Genomic DNA, 15,333 nt, shown 5'->3' with positions numbered 1-15,333 from the left:
TGAGATGAGGATATCATCATGATCTCCATGGACAAATTGACGATAAAGGCCCAGGAGGCGCTGGGACGCAGTCAGCAGGCGGCCGGCGACAACGGACATCAGCAGATCGAGCCGCTACACGTGCTTCTGGCCCTGCTCAACGATCCGGAAGGCATGGCGCGGAGCCTGGCCAAGCGCATCGGCGCCGATCCGGGACTCCTGATCAACCGCACGACCGAAGCCCTGGCGAAGATCCCCCGGGTTAGCGGCAGCGGCCAGATGTATTACAGCCGCGAGACCGGTGAACTCTTTGATTCGGCCCAGAAAGAAGCAGGACAGTTGCGCGATGAGTACATCAGCGTGGAACACCTCCTTCTGGCCCTTGCCGGAGATCGGGGTCCGGCCGGTGCCCTGATGCGCGAAAACGGCATGACCCACGATGCGCTGTTGCAGGTGCTCAAGCAGGTGCGCGGCAGCCAGCGCGTGACCGACCAGACTCCGGAGGATAAATACCAGGCCCTGCAGCGTTATGCGCGCGATCTCAACGAACTGGCCCGTCAGGGCAAACTCGATCCTGTGATCGGCCGCGATGACGAGATGCGCCGGGTGCTGCAGGTGCTCAGCCGCCGCACCAAGAACAATCCGGTGCTCATCGGCGAGCCCGGCGTCGGCAAAACCGCGATCGCCGAAGGCGTCGCGCAGCGCATCACCCAGGGCGATGTGCCGGAGAATCTCAAGAGCAAGCGCATCATGGCCCTCGATCTCGGCGCCCTCATCGCTGGCGCCAAATACCGCGGCGAGTTCGAGGAACGCTTCAAGGCCCTGCTGAAAGAGATCACCGATTCGGAGGGGGAGTACATCCTCTTCATCGATGAACTGCATACCCTGGTAGGTGCCGGGGCCGCCGAGGGGGCTATGGACGCCTCCAACATGCTCAAACCCGCCCTCGCCCGTGGCGAGCTGCGCTGCATCGGCGCCACCACCCTCGATGAGTATCGCCTCCACATCGAAAAGGATGCCGCCTTGGAGCGGCGTTTTCAGCCGGTGATGGTCAATCCCCCCTCGGCGGAGGAGACGATCTCCATTCTTCGCGGCATCAAGGAAAAATATGAAGTGCATCATGGGGTGCGCATTCAGGACAATGCCTTGGTTGCGGCCGCTACGCTGGCCGACCGCTACATCAGCGACCGTTTTCTTCCGGACAAGGCCATCGACCTGATGGATGAGGCCGCCTCCAAATTGCGCATCGAGATCGACAGCATGCCGGCGGAGCTGGATGAGGTCGAACGCCGCAGCAAGCAGCTCGAGATCGAACGTCAGGCCCTGAAAAAGGAGGAGGATCCGGTCTCTGCGCAGCGCCTCGTTGAGGTCGAAAAGGATCTGGCGGAGTTGGCGGAGAGGCGGACCGCGCTGCGCGCCCACTGGGAACTGGAGCGAAGCCAGATCGCCGCGATCCGCGGACTTAAGGAGGGGATTGAGAAGGCCAAGACCGATGCGGCCGCTGCTGAACGCGATGGCCGTCTCGAGGAGGCCGCTGAACTGAAATACGGCCGTCTGATCGAGCTGCACAAACAGCTCGAAGCGGCCAACTCCCGGCTGATCGACTTACAGAAGGACCTGCGGATGCTCAAGGAGGAGGTTGATGAGGAGGACATCGCCGAAGTGGTCTCTAAATGGACCGGCATCCCGGTTGTGCGCATGCTCGAGAGCGAAAAGCAGAAGCTGCTGCATATGGAGGAGCGGTTGCACGAGCGGGTGATCGGCCAGGACGAGGCGGTCGAAGCGGTTGCCGATGCCATTCGCCGCAGCCGGGCCGGGCTTCAGGATGAAAACCGTCCCATCGGCTCCTTCATCTTTCTCGGTTCAACCGGCGTCGGCAAAACCGAGCTGGCGCGCGCTCTCGCGGAATTTCTCTTCGATGACGAGCGCGCGATGGTGCGCATCGATATGTCGGAGTACATGGAACGCCATGCGGTTTCGCGGCTTATCGGCGCGCCGCCTGGGTATGTAGGCTATGATGAGGGCGGCCAGCTTACCGAGGCGGTACGGCGGCGGCCCTATGCAGTGGTGCTCCTCGATGAGATCGAAAAGGCCCATCCCGAGGTCTTCAATGTCCTGCTTCAGGTACTGGATGAGGGGCGGCTCACCGACAACCAGGGCCGTACGGTCAATTTCAAGAACACCATCATCATCATGACCTCGAACCTTGGCGCCCAGCAGATCATGGAGCGGTCGCAGGAGATCAACGAGAAGAACCGCAAGAAGATCCACGAGGAGATCCAGGAAGAGGTACTGGCCCTGCTCAAGAATACCATGCGCCCCGAGTTTCTCAACCGCGTCGACGACATCATCGTCTTCCACGCCCTGCGGCGTGAGGAGATCAAACAAATCGCGCGGCTGCAGCTGCGGCATCTGGAAAAGCTGCTGGCGCGTCAAGATCTGCTTCTCGAAGTCACGCCTGAGGTGGAAGAGTATCTTGCGGAGCACGGCTACGATCCGGCCTTCGGCGCCAGGCCGCTGAAACGCCTGATCCAGCACGAGATGGTCGATGCCCTGGCCTTGAGACTCTTGGCGGGTGACTTTCCTGCAGGTTCTACCGTCGAGGTGCTTGTAAAGGATAAAAAACTTGATTTTATGAGGAAAAAACCCTAAGTTAGAAAATTCGGGAACTTTCCTTTTTCACTCTCGTTAACAATACATTTACCGGAGCATAGCAGCGGAGGAGATGTGATGAAACACTGGATTGCATGGACACTGGCCCTGGTGATGGTTGCGATTCTTGCCGGGTGTGGCGAAAAGATGACGGAAGAGCAGTTGCGCGCCAATGCCGCGGACTTTGAGAGCCGTGAGCAGTGGAAACAGGCGGTCGAGATGTATGCGCGTTTGGTCAAGGCTTTCCCCAAATCGCCCCGCGCAGATGAGACCCTCTATCGCCTTGGTGTGCTCTATGCCAACAATCTCAAGGATTATCAGCAGTCCGTTGATGCCTACAAGCAGCTCATCCGCAAGTACCCGAAAAGCAATTATGTCATCCAGTCCAGTTTCATGATCGGCTACCGATATGCCAACGACATCAAGGACTACGATAATGCCAAAAAGTATTATCAGGAGTTTTTGCAAAAGTGGCCCAATCATGAACTGGCCTCCTCGGTAAAATGGGAGCTGGAGCACCTCGGCAAGGATATCAGCGAGCTGGACCTCCAGCTCGGCACGCCCGCTCCGGGTTCAGCCGCTAAGCAGTAACGTCAATAGATATGATCTCGGTGCCGCCACCGGCGGCGCCGAGAATACCAGCCGATCGATGGGCGATCCGTCCCTGTTGCCTCTTTATCGGCTTTATTATTGTCCGGAGGAATGCGATGCGCGCGATGCGTTCTGCTGCTTTGCTGCTTCTGGGTGGGCTGCTGCTGACGGCCTGGCCGCTGCGGGCCCAGTCCGGCGATGAGGGCATCCGCGTCTCTGCGATGGCGGAGCCGCGCGAGGTGCCGCAGAATCGCACAGCCCTGGTGACCATCCGTCTCGAATGGGCCGGTGACCTCGACCGCTACGAGATCGTCAAATTCGACAATCCCCTGGTGGACAATCTCAGTATTATAGGAACGGCCAGCTCCAACCAGGTCCAGGTGGCCGGCGGCGTGCAGGTGGCCCGGCAGGAATACCAGTATACGGTCAAGCCGGATGGCCTTGGCATGGCTTATGTGGACGGCATCATCATCCGTTACAGCGACAAGGCGACCGGCAAGGAGTACCGTCTCGCAACCAGCCGTCTTGAACTCAAGGTGATCGATCCGCTCCCCGAGCCGGGCTCCTATCTTTGGCTGATCATTCTGCTGGCGGCCGGGCTCGCGGCGGCGCTTACCCTGTTTCTGGTGCGCCGGATCCGGCGTCGGCGGGCCGAGGCCGCGCGTCTCGCCCTCGAACAGCAGGCGCGCCAGATCTCCCTGGAGGAGAAATATGCGGAACGGCTAAAGGAGGAGGTCGATCTGCGCCAGCCGGATCTCGATCCCGGTGCGGCCTTCGCCCGGCTCTCTGGGCTGCTGCGCCGGTATCTGGCGGAAAGGTACAGCCTGCCGCTGATCAGCGCCACCACCTCTGAGGTCCGCGGTCTGATGGAGGAGGCGGAGGCCGATGAAGGGGTAATCACCGATACTATGGCTATTCTCGAGCAGGCCGATATTGCCAAATTTTCCGGTGCGGCGCCGCGGCGCGGCGAGCTGGAACGCGCCTATACGATTCTGGAATCCATGCTGGGGTCGACCAGCCGGTAGTACTAGGTTGCAGAGGTCAAGAGATCTATTATGGGAGGAGTAATGAACATCGACATTCAAGCCATCCAGGCCAAGATCGAGCGCGAGAGCGCCTTCGTCGAAAAGATCACGGCCGAGGTGAGCAAGGTGATCGTCGGCCAGACCTATATGATCGAGCGGCTGCTCATCGGTTTGCTCGCCGACGGACACATTCTGCTGGAGGGCGTGCCGGGTCTGGCCAAGACCATGACCGTCAAGACCCTTTCCGCGGCCATCAAAACCCAGTTCCAGCGCATCCAGTTCACCCCGGATCTGCTGCCCGCAGACATCATCGGCACCATGATTTACGACCAGAAGAACGGCTCCTTCTCCGCCAAAAAGGGCCCGATCTTTTCCAATCTCGTCCTCGCCGACGAAATCAACCGTTCCCCGGCCAAGGTGCAGTCGGCCCTGCTCGAAGCGATGCAGGAGCGCCAGGTGACCCTCGGTGATTCGACCTTCCCGTTGCCGTCGCCTTTCCTCGTCCTTGCCACCCAGAACCCGATCGAGCAGGAGGGCACTTATCCCTTGCCGGAAGCCCAGGTGGACCGGTTCATGCTCAAACTCTCGATCGGCTATCCCGACCGCAATGAAGAGCTGGAGATCATGCGCCGCATGACCCGCGCCGATCTGCCGGAGGCAAAGGCGGTGGTCACGCCTCAGGAGATCATCAGCGCCCGCCGTGCGGTTCATGAGGTCTATATCGATCCCAAGATCGAGAATTATATCGTCGATATCGTATTTGCCACTCGCAAACCGAAGGAGTACGGTCTGGATGAGCTGGCCGATCTGATCGCCTACGGAGCCTCGCCGCGCGCTTCGATCTATCTCAGTATGGCCGCCAAAGCCCATGCCTTTTTGAGCCGCCGCGGTTATGTGACGCCGGAGGATATCCGCTCGATCGCTATGGATGTGCTGCGGCACCGCGTCATCATCACCTACGAGGCCGAGGCCGAGGAGATCAGCGCTGAGGATGTCGTGCGCAAGATCATCAACAAGGTCGAGGTCCCCTGATCGGCGGCGTATTGGAAGCGGCAACAGGCTAATGAAGAACGGTCATGATCCCAAAAGAGATACTCAAAAAAGTAAAGCGCATCGAGATCCAGACCCGCGGCCTGGTCAACGATGTTTTTTCCGGGGAGTACCACTCGGTCTTCAAGGGCCGCGGGATGGAGTTCTCGGAGGTGCGCGAATACCTGCCCGGTGATGATATCCGCACCATCGACTGGAATGTCACAGCGCGGATGGGCCATCCCTTCGTCAAGATTTTCGAGGAAGAGCGCGAGCTCACCGTAATGCTGGTGGTCGATGTCAGCTCCTCCTCGGCGTTCGGCACGGTCTCACAAATGAAGAGCGAGATCGCGGCGGAGATCTGCGCCCTGCTCGCCTTCTCGGCGATCAAGAATAACGATAAAGTCGGCTTGATCATCTTTTCTGAAGGGGTGGAAAAATTCGTCACCCCGAAGAAAGGCAAGTCCCATGTGCTGCGGGTCATCCGCGAGGTGCTATACCATCAGCCGCAGGGCCACCGGACCGACATCGGCCAGGCCCTCGAATACCTCAGCAAGGTGAGCCGGCGGCGCAGTGTGGTCTTTCTGATCTCCGATTTTCTCTCTTCGGGGTATGAGAAAGCACTGCAAATCGCCAACAAACGGCACGATATTGTCGCCATCTCCCTGACCGACCCGCGCGAGCAGGAGCTGCCCGATGTCGGCTTTATCGAGCTGGAGGATGCCGAGACCGGCGAGACCTGGCTGCTCGACACAAGTGACGAGGGGACGCGGCGCGCCTTCAGTAAACGCGCCCTTCAGGACAAGAGCGGCCGTGACAAGATCTTCCGCTCGATGAACGTCGACCAGGTGGAGATCAACACCCGGATTTCGTATGTCGAGCCGCTGATACGATTTTTCAAGATGCGCGCCAAACGCTACCGTTAACCGGACGAGGAGTGCCATGCGCAAGAGTCATCCTGTTCTCTTTGCTCTCATGCTGGCGGCGCTGGCCGCCGGCTGCGGCTCGGGTAAACGCCCGGCCAAAGAGGCCGAAAAAGTGCGCGAATTTGCTGCGGACCTGGTCAACCGCTCCCTCTACACCCAGGCGGTCAGCGAATACGAAGCCTGTCTGCGCGATTATGATCTGTCCGCCAATGATGCGGCCAATCTGCAGTATGCCATCGGCAACCTTTATTTTGAGCGTCTGCACGATTACGCCAATGCCATGACCTGGTATCTCAAGCTCAAACACTTCCATCCTGAAAGTCCAGTCGTCGCCGAGGCCAACAAGAAGATCGTCGCCTGTCTGGAACGTCTCGACCGCAGCGCGGATGCGCGTCAAGCTCTGGATGAGACGGTACAGCTCGATCCCTCGCGGGTGCAGAAACCGCGGCCCGGGGCGGTCGTTGCGCGCATTGGCAGCCGTGAGATCAGCATGGGCGATCTTAATTTCGAGATCGACCAGCTGCCTCCCAGCGCCCGCGAGCAGTTCCGCAATCCGCAGGCCAAGCTGCAGTTCCTGCGCGAATATGTCGCCACCGAGTTGCTTTACGATACCGCCAAGCGGGCCGGACTCGATAACGACCAGCAGGTGGTCGACGGCGCTTTTCAGGCCAAGAAGGCTCTGATGGTCCGCCGCCTCATGCAGGACAAGGTCGCGGACAAGATCCATGTCGATGCGGGTGATGTGGCCACCTATTACCAGGCGCACAAGGCCGACTACGCCGAGAAGAACGACAAGGGCAAGTTGATCCGCGAGAAGAGCTTGGATGAGGTCCAGCAACAGGTGACTCAGGACCTCTACCGCGACAAATACCAGCGTGCCTTCCAGGAGATGATCGGCAGGATGATGCAGGCCGAGGGCGTGCAGTTCTTCGACGACCAGGTGAAGTAGAATATTGTTCCACACAGGGACACGGAAACGCGACGAAAGCGCATTCTCCTTGTCCCTGTGTTTCGGTGAGAACTGTTTTCAATAAACTGAGTTCACGTGACATGCCAAGACGACGAATACTGATTCTTCTCGGCCTTCTAACCGCAGTACTGGCGCGAGCCCAGGAGCAGGTGACGATCGATTCGCGGGTGGACCGCGCCAAGATTCTCATTGGTGATATCGTACGCTACAGCTTGCGCGTCTCCCATGCGGAGGGCGTCACGGTCGAGATGCCGTCGCCGGGCAGCAATCTCGGCCAGTTCGAGCTGCGCGACTACAAGGTGCTGCCGCCGCAGAAAAAGGAGGGGCGGACACTCCTCGGCGCCGACTATCTGATTTCCACCTTTGATACCGGCGACTATGAAATTCCCGCCCTGAGCATCACCTATCGACTCAAGGGCGACACGACACGTCATATTCTCAAGAGCGAACCGATCAAGATCCTGGTGCAAAGCCTCAATCCGAGCGAAGCGGGTGATATCCGCGACATCAAGCCACCTCTGGTGCCGCCGCGCGATTGGAAATCGATCCTGCTCAAGATCGCTGCGGCTGTTCTGCTGGTTGCCGCTGCTGTGGCCACATGGTGGATCTTGCGCCAGCGCCGGCAGGGGAAGGGGCTCCTTCCGGAACGGCAGACTCCGCCACGGCCCGCCCACGAGATCGCCCTGGAGGCCCTGCAGGCGCTGGTCGCCAGCGACTGGCTCGCCGCGGGCAAGCACAAGGCCTGGCACAGCGAACTGGCCGATATCCTGCGCCGCTACATCGAAGGCCGCTATGGCATCGATGCCCTCGAAATGACCAGCCGCGAACTGCTTGGCGCCCTAGACACCTACGGTCTCGAAGAACCCTGGCCGGCGCGGTTGAAGGATCTGCTGACCCTTTGCGATATGGCCAAATTCGCCAAGTACGTCCCCGAGCCGGCCGAAACCGAACGCCTGACCGCAACCGCCTTCGCCTTCGTCGAGGGCACCAAGCTGACCTGGACCGAACCGGAGCCGCAGCCGCAGCCTGAAGCCGTCGCCGAGCCGTCGTCCACGCAAGGGGAGGGCCGCTGAGATGTTCCGCTTCGCTAATCCCGGGTTCCTGCTGCTGCTGCTCATCCTGCCGGCGATGATCTGGTGGTATCTGCGCCGCAGCCTGCGCAGCCGTTCGACGGTGCGCTATTCCGATATCGCCCTGATCAAGGAGGTGGGAACGTCAAGCCGCAGACGCTACCGCCATCTGCTCTTCCTGCTGCGCCTCGCGGCCATCGCGCTGCTGATCGTCGCCTTCGCCCGGCCCCAGGCCGGAAGCCGCGAAGAGGAGATGATCACCGAGGGCATCGATATCATCCTCTCCATGGACATCTCCAGCTCGATGCTCGCCGAGGATTTCCAGCCCAAGAACCGCCTCGAGGCGGCCAAACTGGTCGCGGCCGATTTCATCAAGGGGCGCACCAACGATCGTATCGGCATGGTGGTCTTTTCCGGCCAGAGCTTCACCCAGTGCCCCCTGACCCTGGATTATGGCATCCTGCTCAAATTTCTCGAGGAGATCCATGTCGGCCAGATCGAGGATGGCACCGCCATTGGGATGGGACTGGGCACCAGCATCAACCGTCTGCGCGACAGCAAGGCCAAGAGCAAGGTGGTGATCCTGCTGACCGACGGCCAGAACAACCGCGGCGAACTCGACCCTCTCACCGCGGCGCGCATCGCCAAGAGCTTCAATATCCGGGTCTATACCATCGGCGCCGGCAGCAAGGGTGAGGCGCTTTATCCGGTCGACGACCCGATCTTCGGGCGGCGCTATGTGCGCATGCCGGTCAATATCGATGAAGAGCTGCTGCGGCGGGTGGCGGATATCACCGGTGGACGCTATTTCCGCGCCACCGATAAGACCAGCCTGGAAAAAATCTACAAAGAGATCAGCGAGATGGAAAAGACCAGGATCCAGGTCAAACAGTACACCCGCTATCGCGAGCTTTTTTCCGGTTATCTGATCGCTGCGCTGCTGCTGCTCGCCCTGGAAGTGATCCTCGGCAATACCGTTTTTCGCAAGATACCCTAATTAGCGGAATCCTTTATGCTGCGATTCGCGAACAGTTATGCGCTCCACCTCCTCTGGCTCATCCCGCTGGTGGTATTCTTTTATGTTCTGGCCTTTCGCGCCAAGAGCCGGGCGCTGCAGCGGTTCGGCAATAGCGAGCTGATGAAAAAGCTTGCGGCTAATGCCAGTCCGATCCGACCGATCCTCAAAGCCGCCTTGATCATCCTAGCCCTGATTTTCGCCCTGTTCGCCCTGGCGCGGCCGCAGATCGGCACCCGCGTCGAGGAGGTCAAGCGCGAGGGGATCGACCTGATGATTGCCATCGATGTCTCCACCTCGATGCTGGCCCAGGATGTGCCGCCGAGCCGCCTGGATAAGGCCAAACACGAGGTCGAGAGCCTGCTCGGCCGCCTTCAGGGCGATCGCGTCGGCCTCATCGCCTTCGCCGGCACCGCGTTCGTGCAATGCCCGCTCACCCTCGATTACGGCGCTGCCAAGCTCTTTCTCGACATCCTCGATCCCGGTCTCATTCCGACCCCCGGCACCAATATCGGTCAGGCCATCTCCCGCGCGCTCGAATGCTTCGACCAGAAGGAGCGCAAGCACAAGGTCCTGGTCATCATCACCGATGGCGAGGACCATGAGGGGGATGTGATGAAACAGACCGAGGAGGCGGAACGCCAGGGGGTGATCATCTATACCGTCGGCATCGGCTCACCGAAGGGGGACCCTATCCCGATGATGACCGACTATGGGATCTCCTCCGGCTTCAAGAAGGATCGCGAGGGCCAGGTGGTGATCACCAAGCTCGACGAGGTGACTCTGGAAAAGATCGCCCTGCAGACCAACGGCAAATATTTCCGAGCCACCAGCGGCGAGGACGAGCTGCGCAAGATCTACGACGACATCGACAAGCTCGAAAAGAAGGAGCTGGGTTCGATGCGCTTTTCCCAGTTTGAGGACCGCTTTCAGTACATGCTGATCTTCACTATTCTGCTGCTGGCGCTCGAATTCTTCATCCCGGAGCGGCGGCAGCGGCGCGATTTCTGGCTCAAACGTCTCTTCAAATGGTGATCCCCATGAAACGAATCGGATTATTCCTGCTGGCTGTGACTGTTCTTGGTAGTGGGGGGGGGCAGGCCCAGCCCGGCCGCGGCAAGATCGTCCAGGGCAACAAGCTCTTTAAACAGGAACGCTATGACGATGCCCTGATCAAATACCGCGATGCCCAGACCCAGGCCCCCGGCTTGCCGGAAGCGCCCTTCAATATCGGCGCGGCCGAGTACAAGAAGAACAAGTACGAGGAAGCGCTCAAGGAGACCCAGAACGCGCTCAAGAGCGACAACAGCCGGATCCAGGCCCAGAGCTATTACAACATGGGCAACGCTCTCTTCCGCCTCAACAAGCTGCCCGAGGCGATCCTAGCTTATACCCAGTCGCTCAAACTCGATCCATCTGACGAGGATGCCAAGTACAACCTCGAGCTCGCCCGTAAAAAGCTGAAAGATGAGGCGCAGAAGCAACAGCAGAATCCCCAGCAGCAGCAACAGCAGCAGCAACAGCAACAGCAGCAGCAACAGCAACAGCAGCAGCAACAGCAACAGGATCAGGACAAAAAGGATCAGGAGCAGCAAAAGCGGGAGCAACAGCAGCAAGAACAGAAAAATCAGCAGCCCAAGCCGGATGAGATCTCAAAAGAGGACGCTGCGCGGATCCTGGATGCCCTGAAGCAGGACGAGCAAAACCAAAAAGATACCCGCAAGATGCAAGCCCCGGGCCGGATCACGGTGGTCAAGGATTGGTGATCCCGAGCCGGGCCGGTGCATGGAGAGAAATAACCCTATGACGGTACGAACCTGTATAGGCATGGTGCTGATTTGGGCGAGCACGCTGGCGGCCCAACCGCTTAACATCACCGCCTCGGTGGATCAGACCAACCTCACCCTGAATCAGCAGCTGGTCCTGACCATCGAGCTGTCGGGTGAGGGCGCGAATGGCATCAATCGCATCGATCTGCCGGAAGTCAGCGAGTTTCTCACCCTGCTCGGCTCCGGCGGCACCTCGCAGAGCATCCAGATCATCAATGGCAAGATGTCGGTCCAGAAGAGCTTTACCTATTTTTATAACGCCAGCAAGGAAGGCACCTTTACCATCCCCCCGGTCAGCGTCTCCGTGCGCGGCCAGAGTTACAGCAGCCGGCCGATTATCATCACCATCGGCAGAGCTGCAGCCGCCGCACCCGGGAGCTCAGGCTCTGCGAGCGCCGCGGCGGGGAGCGCGCCGCAGCCCTTGCCTGCCAGCGAGGCCTCGGATGAGGAGCTCTTTATCCGCGCTTTGGTCAACAAGCGCCAGGTCTATCAGAACGAGCCGGTGATCGTCACCTTCAGCATCTATACACGCGTCAACGTCTCCGGCTATGCTCTGAGCAAACTGCCTGAGTCTGCCGGCTTCTGGAGCGAGGAAATCCCCCTGCCGCAGCAGCCCCAGACCCGCAACGAGGTGATCAACGGACGCAAATATGTCGTCGCCGACCTCAAGAAGATGGCGATGTTTCCGACCTCGCCCGGCCGGGTGCAGATCGGCAGCCTCGGTGTGGACTGCGATGTGCGCGTGCAGGCACGGCGGCGCAGCAACGACATCTTTGACAGCTTTTTTGACGATCCCTTTTTCGGCCGCACAGTGCGCAAGAGCGTGCAGTCGCGCCCGGTCAGCATCGAGGTCCTGCCCTTCCCCGAGAGCGGTAAGCCGGCCGATTTCAGCGGCCTGGCCGGATCGTTCGATATCAAGGCTACCATCGACAAAAAAGAGGTGACCACCAATGAAGCCATCACGCTCAAGGTGGTGATCTCGGGCACGGGCAATATCAACACCATCCCCAAACCGCACGTCGTTCTGCCGCGGGATTTCGAGCAGTATGAGCCCAAGGTGAGTGAGAACATCCAGCGCACCGGCGACCGGATCAGCGGCAGCAAAACCTTCGAGTATGTGCTGGTGCCGCGCTTCGCCGGTGAGCAGCGCATCCGGCCGATCACCCTCAGCTATTTCGATCTGGCCAGCCGACGCTACGCTACGGCCTCCACGCCTGAGCTGATCATCCCCGTCGCCAAAGGCAGCGGCGACGCCTCGACCGTGCCGGCGGGATTGAGCAAGGAGGAGGTCAAGCTGATCGGGCAGGATATCCGGTTCATCAAACTGGGGACGCCGGAATGGCGCCGTAAAGGTGGCGCCTTTTACCGCAGCAGCTGGTTCACGCTGTTGTGGATCCTGCCGCTGCTGGCGCTGGCGGCGGCCTTCGGCTGGCGCCGTCATCTCGACAAGCTCAGCGGCAACGTCGCCTATGCCCGCAGTCGCCGCGCCAATCGCATGGCCATGAAGCGGCTGAGCCGGGCCGAAGGGCTGCTGCAAGTGGAGAAGCAGAAGGAGTACTTTGCCGAGATCGCGCGGGCGCTGCTGGGTTTTGCCGCAGACAAACTCGATCTCTCCGAAGCCGGGATGGTCACCAGCGAGCTCGAGAGCCGGCTGAAACAGCGCAATGTGCCCGAGGCGACCATCCAGCAGTATCTGCAGTTGCTCAAGGTCTGCGATTATCAGCGTTTCGCCCCGTCTGATGTCACGATGACGCAGATGCAGGGGATTTACCGCGAGGCGAAAGAGGCCATTATCAATCTGGAAAAGGCGATCTAGCCCATGTACAAGCACATCATGATATTCCTGCTGCTGGCCGGAGCGGCTCTTGCCAATCCTATTGCCCTGCAGTATTACCAGCAGGGAAATGCGGCTATGCAAAAGAGCGCCTATGACGAGGCGATCAAAGCCTACGAGGCCGCCCTGGGAACCGGCTACGAGTGCGCCGAGCTCTACTACAACCTCGGCAATGCGTTTTTCCGCCGCCAGGAGCTCGGCAAGGCCATTTTGAACTATGAGCGCGCCCGGGCCCTCAAGCCGGCTGATCCGGATATCGCCTTTAACCTCGATCTGGCGCAGCTACGGGTCGTGGATAAGATCGCCGCGCCGCCGCCCTTTTTTGCCGGCAAGCTGTGGTCGGGGATCAAGCACCTGCTGAGTGTCGGGCAGTGGGGCGTGCTGGCGGTTGTAGTATTCAATCTGCTGCTCGCGACTGTGATCATCCGGCTGCTCGTTGGGCAGGGTGGAGTGCGCACAGCGGCCGGATACCTGTTTCTCCCCCTGCTGGTGTTCTTTTTGCTAGCCGGCTCACTTTTCTGGGCCACCTCCAGCGAGGCCCGGAACCTGCGCTACGGCATCATCATGCTTCCGAAGGTAAGTGTCCTCAGTGCCCCTGCCAGCGATGCCACCCAGGTCTTCGATTTGCATGAAGGGACCAAGGTGCGGGTGGCGGACCGTTCCGGGGCCTATGTCAAGGTCATCCTGCTGGACGGCAAGGTCGGCTGGTTGACGCGGGATGGGGTGGAGGAGATATAGACTCCGGCACTGGTCCAGTCTTGGCTTTCCGAACTTGTGAACGATGAGATTGATGTTAAGAATTCTCGTCTTTACCGCTCCTGCTGATTCCTCTTCCTAAAGGGAACATTTTAATAAAAAATCCGTTACATACTATGCAATGAATGTGAAGGCCAGAAGTGAAGAAAACTCTTTGCATTTGGCTCTTTGTAGTGTTACATTACCATGCAAAATGATTCATCCCAGTGCCTTGTTGTCAGGAGGGCCTATGAAAAGTGTTCTTATGAAAATGGTATTTGCCGGCATCTTCATCCTTGCTTTGGGGCTGGCGTTGCCCGGCTGTTACACCCAACTGGCCCGGGCACCGGAGCGTGCAGTCAACGATGATGAAGGCTACCAGACCGAGGAGCCGCAAGAGTCGGATTATGCCTACGATGATGAGTCCAACTATGACGAGGATCGGCCGGATACCACCATCATCATCCACCGCGGCGGAGACCGTAATGTCTATGTCAGAGATTGGGTGCCGACGGTATACATTGATGCGTGGTGGTACCAACCTTACTGGTATTACCACAGCTCCAGCTGGTGGCGCTGGCACCATCGCTGGGACCCCTGGTATGGCTACTACGATTACTGGGGTGACCCCTGGTACTGGCCTTCGTTCAGCTTTTATGGCGGCTGGGGATTTTATGACCCCTGGTACAGCTACGGATGGGGGTACTACGACAGACCCTGGTATGGCGGCTATCATGGCTACTGGGGCTGGAACGGTCATTATTGGGGGGACGACCATCAATACCGCAATTGGGAACGCCGGCCTTTTGGTATCGGCAATCGCCCGGGCGGGAGCTACAGCCGCGTTCCCGTGAATACGGGCGACCAGGGAGCCAACCATGACATGCGCCGTCCTCCGAGCACCGAGCGGACGCGACGCACCGGAGAATCAGGCGGCTCCAGCCGGGGCGGTGTTACCGAGGAGTGGAACAAACCCGATACGCGCCGCGAGCCGGTCCGCCGCGACGGCAGCGCCGGCACCGTAACCCGCCCCACGGCGGGCAGCGATCAATCGACCCCCTCCGGCGAGATCCGGCGTAAACCGGCCGACCGCTCGGAAGGCAGCACAAAGGAAAGTGGCAGCCAGAGCGGCACGGTGGAGAGAAGAACACCGGCACGGCGGTCGAGCGGCGACAGCTCCTCGCAACCCGAGGTGAAGCGCACGCCCTCCCGGCCGGAGCAGTCCCCCCCCATCGAACGGCGCGGATCGGAGCAGAAATCGACCACGCGCAAGCGGAATACGGCCAGCAGCTATGACGGGCGGCTCTACCAGCGCAGCGGCGAATCCCGCCGTTCCTCTGAGGGCATGGTTTCCCGCCGCGAAACCGGCGGCTCCGAACGCAGCATCTATACGCGCCGCAGCAGTTCTTCGAGCGAACGCCGTTCGGAAAGCCGTTCCTCTTCCAGATCGAGCAGCGGCTATTCCCGCAGCAGCAGCGGCAGCTATTCAGCACCGGCCTCCCGCAGTTCCAGCAGCGGCAGCTATTCGGCTCCTGCGCCCCGCAGTTCCAGCAGCAGCGGCAGCTCTTCGCGAAGCAGCTCTTCCGGCAGCAGTTCCTCCAGGGGCAGCTCTTCGCACCGGCGCTGATCGGTCCAGCGTGCCAAGGCCCTGAATTCGGATTAATGAACCCATTTGGAG

General features: G+C 59.9%; 13 protein-coding genes. All 13 read left to right on the top strand.

From position 1 onward, the window contains the following. Positions 1-21: 21 nt before the first annotated feature. Entirely contained in the window at positions 22-2,631 is a 2,610-nt protein-coding gene (clpB, locus tag PLH32_07805; protein ID HQJ64500.1) for an ATP-dependent chaperone ClpB, read from the top strand. A 78-nt stretch (positions 2,632-2,709) separates the two neighbouring features. After that, entirely contained in the window at positions 2,710-3,222 is a 513-nt protein-coding gene (locus PLH32_07800) for a tetratricopeptide repeat protein (GenBank protein HQJ64499.1), read from the top strand. Positions 3,223-3,338: 116 nt separating this feature from the next. After that, positions 3,339-4,247, top strand: coding sequence for a hypothetical protein (locus PLH32_07795; protein ID HQJ64498.1), 909 nt, complete (start codon positions 3,339-3,341; stop codon positions 4,245-4,247). 42 nt (positions 4,248-4,289) lie between these two features. Then, positions 4,290-5,279, top strand: coding sequence for a MoxR family ATPase (locus PLH32_07790; GenBank protein HQJ64497.1), 990 nt, complete (start codon positions 4,290-4,292; stop codon positions 5,277-5,279). A gap of 44 nt (positions 5,280-5,323) precedes the next feature. Beyond that, positions 5,324-6,202, top strand: a complete 879-nt coding sequence (locus tag PLH32_07785; protein ID HQJ64496.1) for a DUF58 domain-containing protein — start codon at positions 5,324-5,326, stop codon at positions 6,200-6,202. Positions 6,203-6,218: 16 nt separating this feature from the next. Further along, on the top strand, positions 6,219-7,151 hold the full coding sequence (locus PLH32_07780; protein ID HQJ64495.1) for a hypothetical protein: 933 nt from the start codon (positions 6,219-6,221) through the stop codon (positions 7,149-7,151). A 101-nt stretch (positions 7,152-7,252) separates the two neighbouring features. Then, entirely contained in the window at positions 7,253-8,245 is a 993-nt protein-coding gene (locus PLH32_07775) for a hypothetical protein (protein HQJ64494.1), read from the top strand. Between the two features lies 1 nt (position 8,246). Continuing rightward, the gene (locus PLH32_07770; protein ID HQJ64493.1) at positions 8,247-9,239 is read left to right on the top strand and encodes a VWA domain-containing protein; all 993 of its coding nucleotides are present in this window, start codon (positions 8,247-8,249) and stop codon (positions 9,237-9,239) included. Between the two features lie 15 nt (positions 9,240-9,254). Then, positions 9,255-10,292: a VWA domain-containing protein gene (locus tag PLH32_07765; GenBank protein ID HQJ64492.1), complete on the top strand. Its 1,038-nt coding sequence runs from the start codon at positions 9,255-9,257 to the stop codon at positions 10,290-10,292. Positions 10,293-10,297: 5 nt separating this feature from the next. Continuing rightward, positions 10,298-11,023 (top strand): tetratricopeptide repeat protein, encoded by a 726-nt coding sequence (locus PLH32_07760; protein ID HQJ64491.1) that lies wholly within the window; start codon positions 10,298-10,300, stop codon positions 11,021-11,023. A gap of 37 nt (positions 11,024-11,060) precedes the next feature. After that, positions 11,061-12,902 carry a BatD family protein gene (locus PLH32_07755; GenBank protein ID HQJ64490.1) on the top strand — a complete coding sequence of 614 codons (1,842 nt, stop codon included), beginning with the start codon at positions 11,061-11,063 and terminating at the stop codon, positions 12,900-12,902. 3 nt (positions 12,903-12,905) lie between these two features. Then, the gene (locus tag PLH32_07750) at positions 12,906-13,658 is read left to right on the top strand and encodes a tetratricopeptide repeat protein (protein ID HQJ64489.1); all 753 of its coding nucleotides are present in this window, start codon (positions 12,906-12,908) and stop codon (positions 13,656-13,658) included. 247 nt (positions 13,659-13,905) lie between these two features. Continuing rightward, the gene (locus PLH32_07745; protein ID HQJ64488.1) at positions 13,906-15,282 is read left to right on the top strand and encodes a hypothetical protein; all 1,377 of its coding nucleotides are present in this window, start codon (positions 13,906-13,908) and stop codon (positions 15,280-15,282) included. Positions 15,283-15,333 lie beyond the last annotated feature (51 nt).

It is taken from the genome of bacterium, assembly GCA_035419245.1.
Lineage (GTDB): Bacteria > Zhuqueibacterota > Zhuqueibacteria > Residuimicrobiales > Residuimicrobiaceae > JAKPUX01.
Note: the sequence above shows the minus strand (reverse complement) of the source record. Positions and strands in the feature narration are given on the sequence as shown.

What these genes read in the sequence shown, in the direction of transcription:
- PLH32_07795 (HQJ64498.1), top strand. Translation starts at nt 3,339, where the DNA reads ATGCGCGCGATGCGTTCTGCTGCTTTGCTGCTTCTGGGTGGGCTGCTG.
- PLH32_07770 (HQJ64493.1), top strand. Translation starts at nt 8,247, where the DNA reads ATGTTCCGCTTCGCTAATCCCGGGTTCCTGCTGCTGCTGCTCATCCTG.
- PLH32_07800 (HQJ64499.1), top strand. Translation starts at nt 2,710, where the DNA reads ATGAAACACTGGATTGCATGGACACTGGCCCTGGTGATGGTTGCGATT.
- PLH32_07750 (HQJ64489.1), top strand. Translation starts at nt 12,906, where the DNA reads ATGTACAAGCACATCATGATATTCCTGCTGCTGGCCGGAGCGGCTCTT.
- PLH32_07765 (HQJ64492.1), top strand. Translation starts at nt 9,255, where the DNA reads ATGCTGCGATTCGCGAACAGTTATGCGCTCCACCTCCTCTGGCTCATC.
- PLH32_07785 (HQJ64496.1), top strand. Translation starts at nt 5,324, where the DNA reads ATGATCCCAAAAGAGATACTCAAAAAAGTAAAGCGCATCGAGATCCAG.
- PLH32_07775 (HQJ64494.1), top strand. Translation starts at nt 7,253, where the DNA reads ATGCCAAGACGACGAATACTGATTCTTCTCGGCCTTCTAACCGCAGTA.
- PLH32_07745 (HQJ64488.1), top strand. Translation starts at nt 13,906, where the DNA reads ATGAAAAGTGTTCTTATGAAAATGGTATTTGCCGGCATCTTCATCCTT.
- PLH32_07760 (HQJ64491.1), top strand. Translation starts at nt 10,298, where the DNA reads ATGAAACGAATCGGATTATTCCTGCTGGCTGTGACTGTTCTTGGTAGT.
- PLH32_07755 (HQJ64490.1), top strand. Translation starts at nt 11,061, where the DNA reads ATGACGGTACGAACCTGTATAGGCATGGTGCTGATTTGGGCGAGCACG.
- PLH32_07790 (HQJ64497.1), top strand. Translation starts at nt 4,290, where the DNA reads ATGAACATCGACATTCAAGCCATCCAGGCCAAGATCGAGCGCGAGAGC.
- PLH32_07780 (HQJ64495.1), top strand. Translation starts at nt 6,219, where the DNA reads ATGCGCAAGAGTCATCCTGTTCTCTTTGCTCTCATGCTGGCGGCGCTG.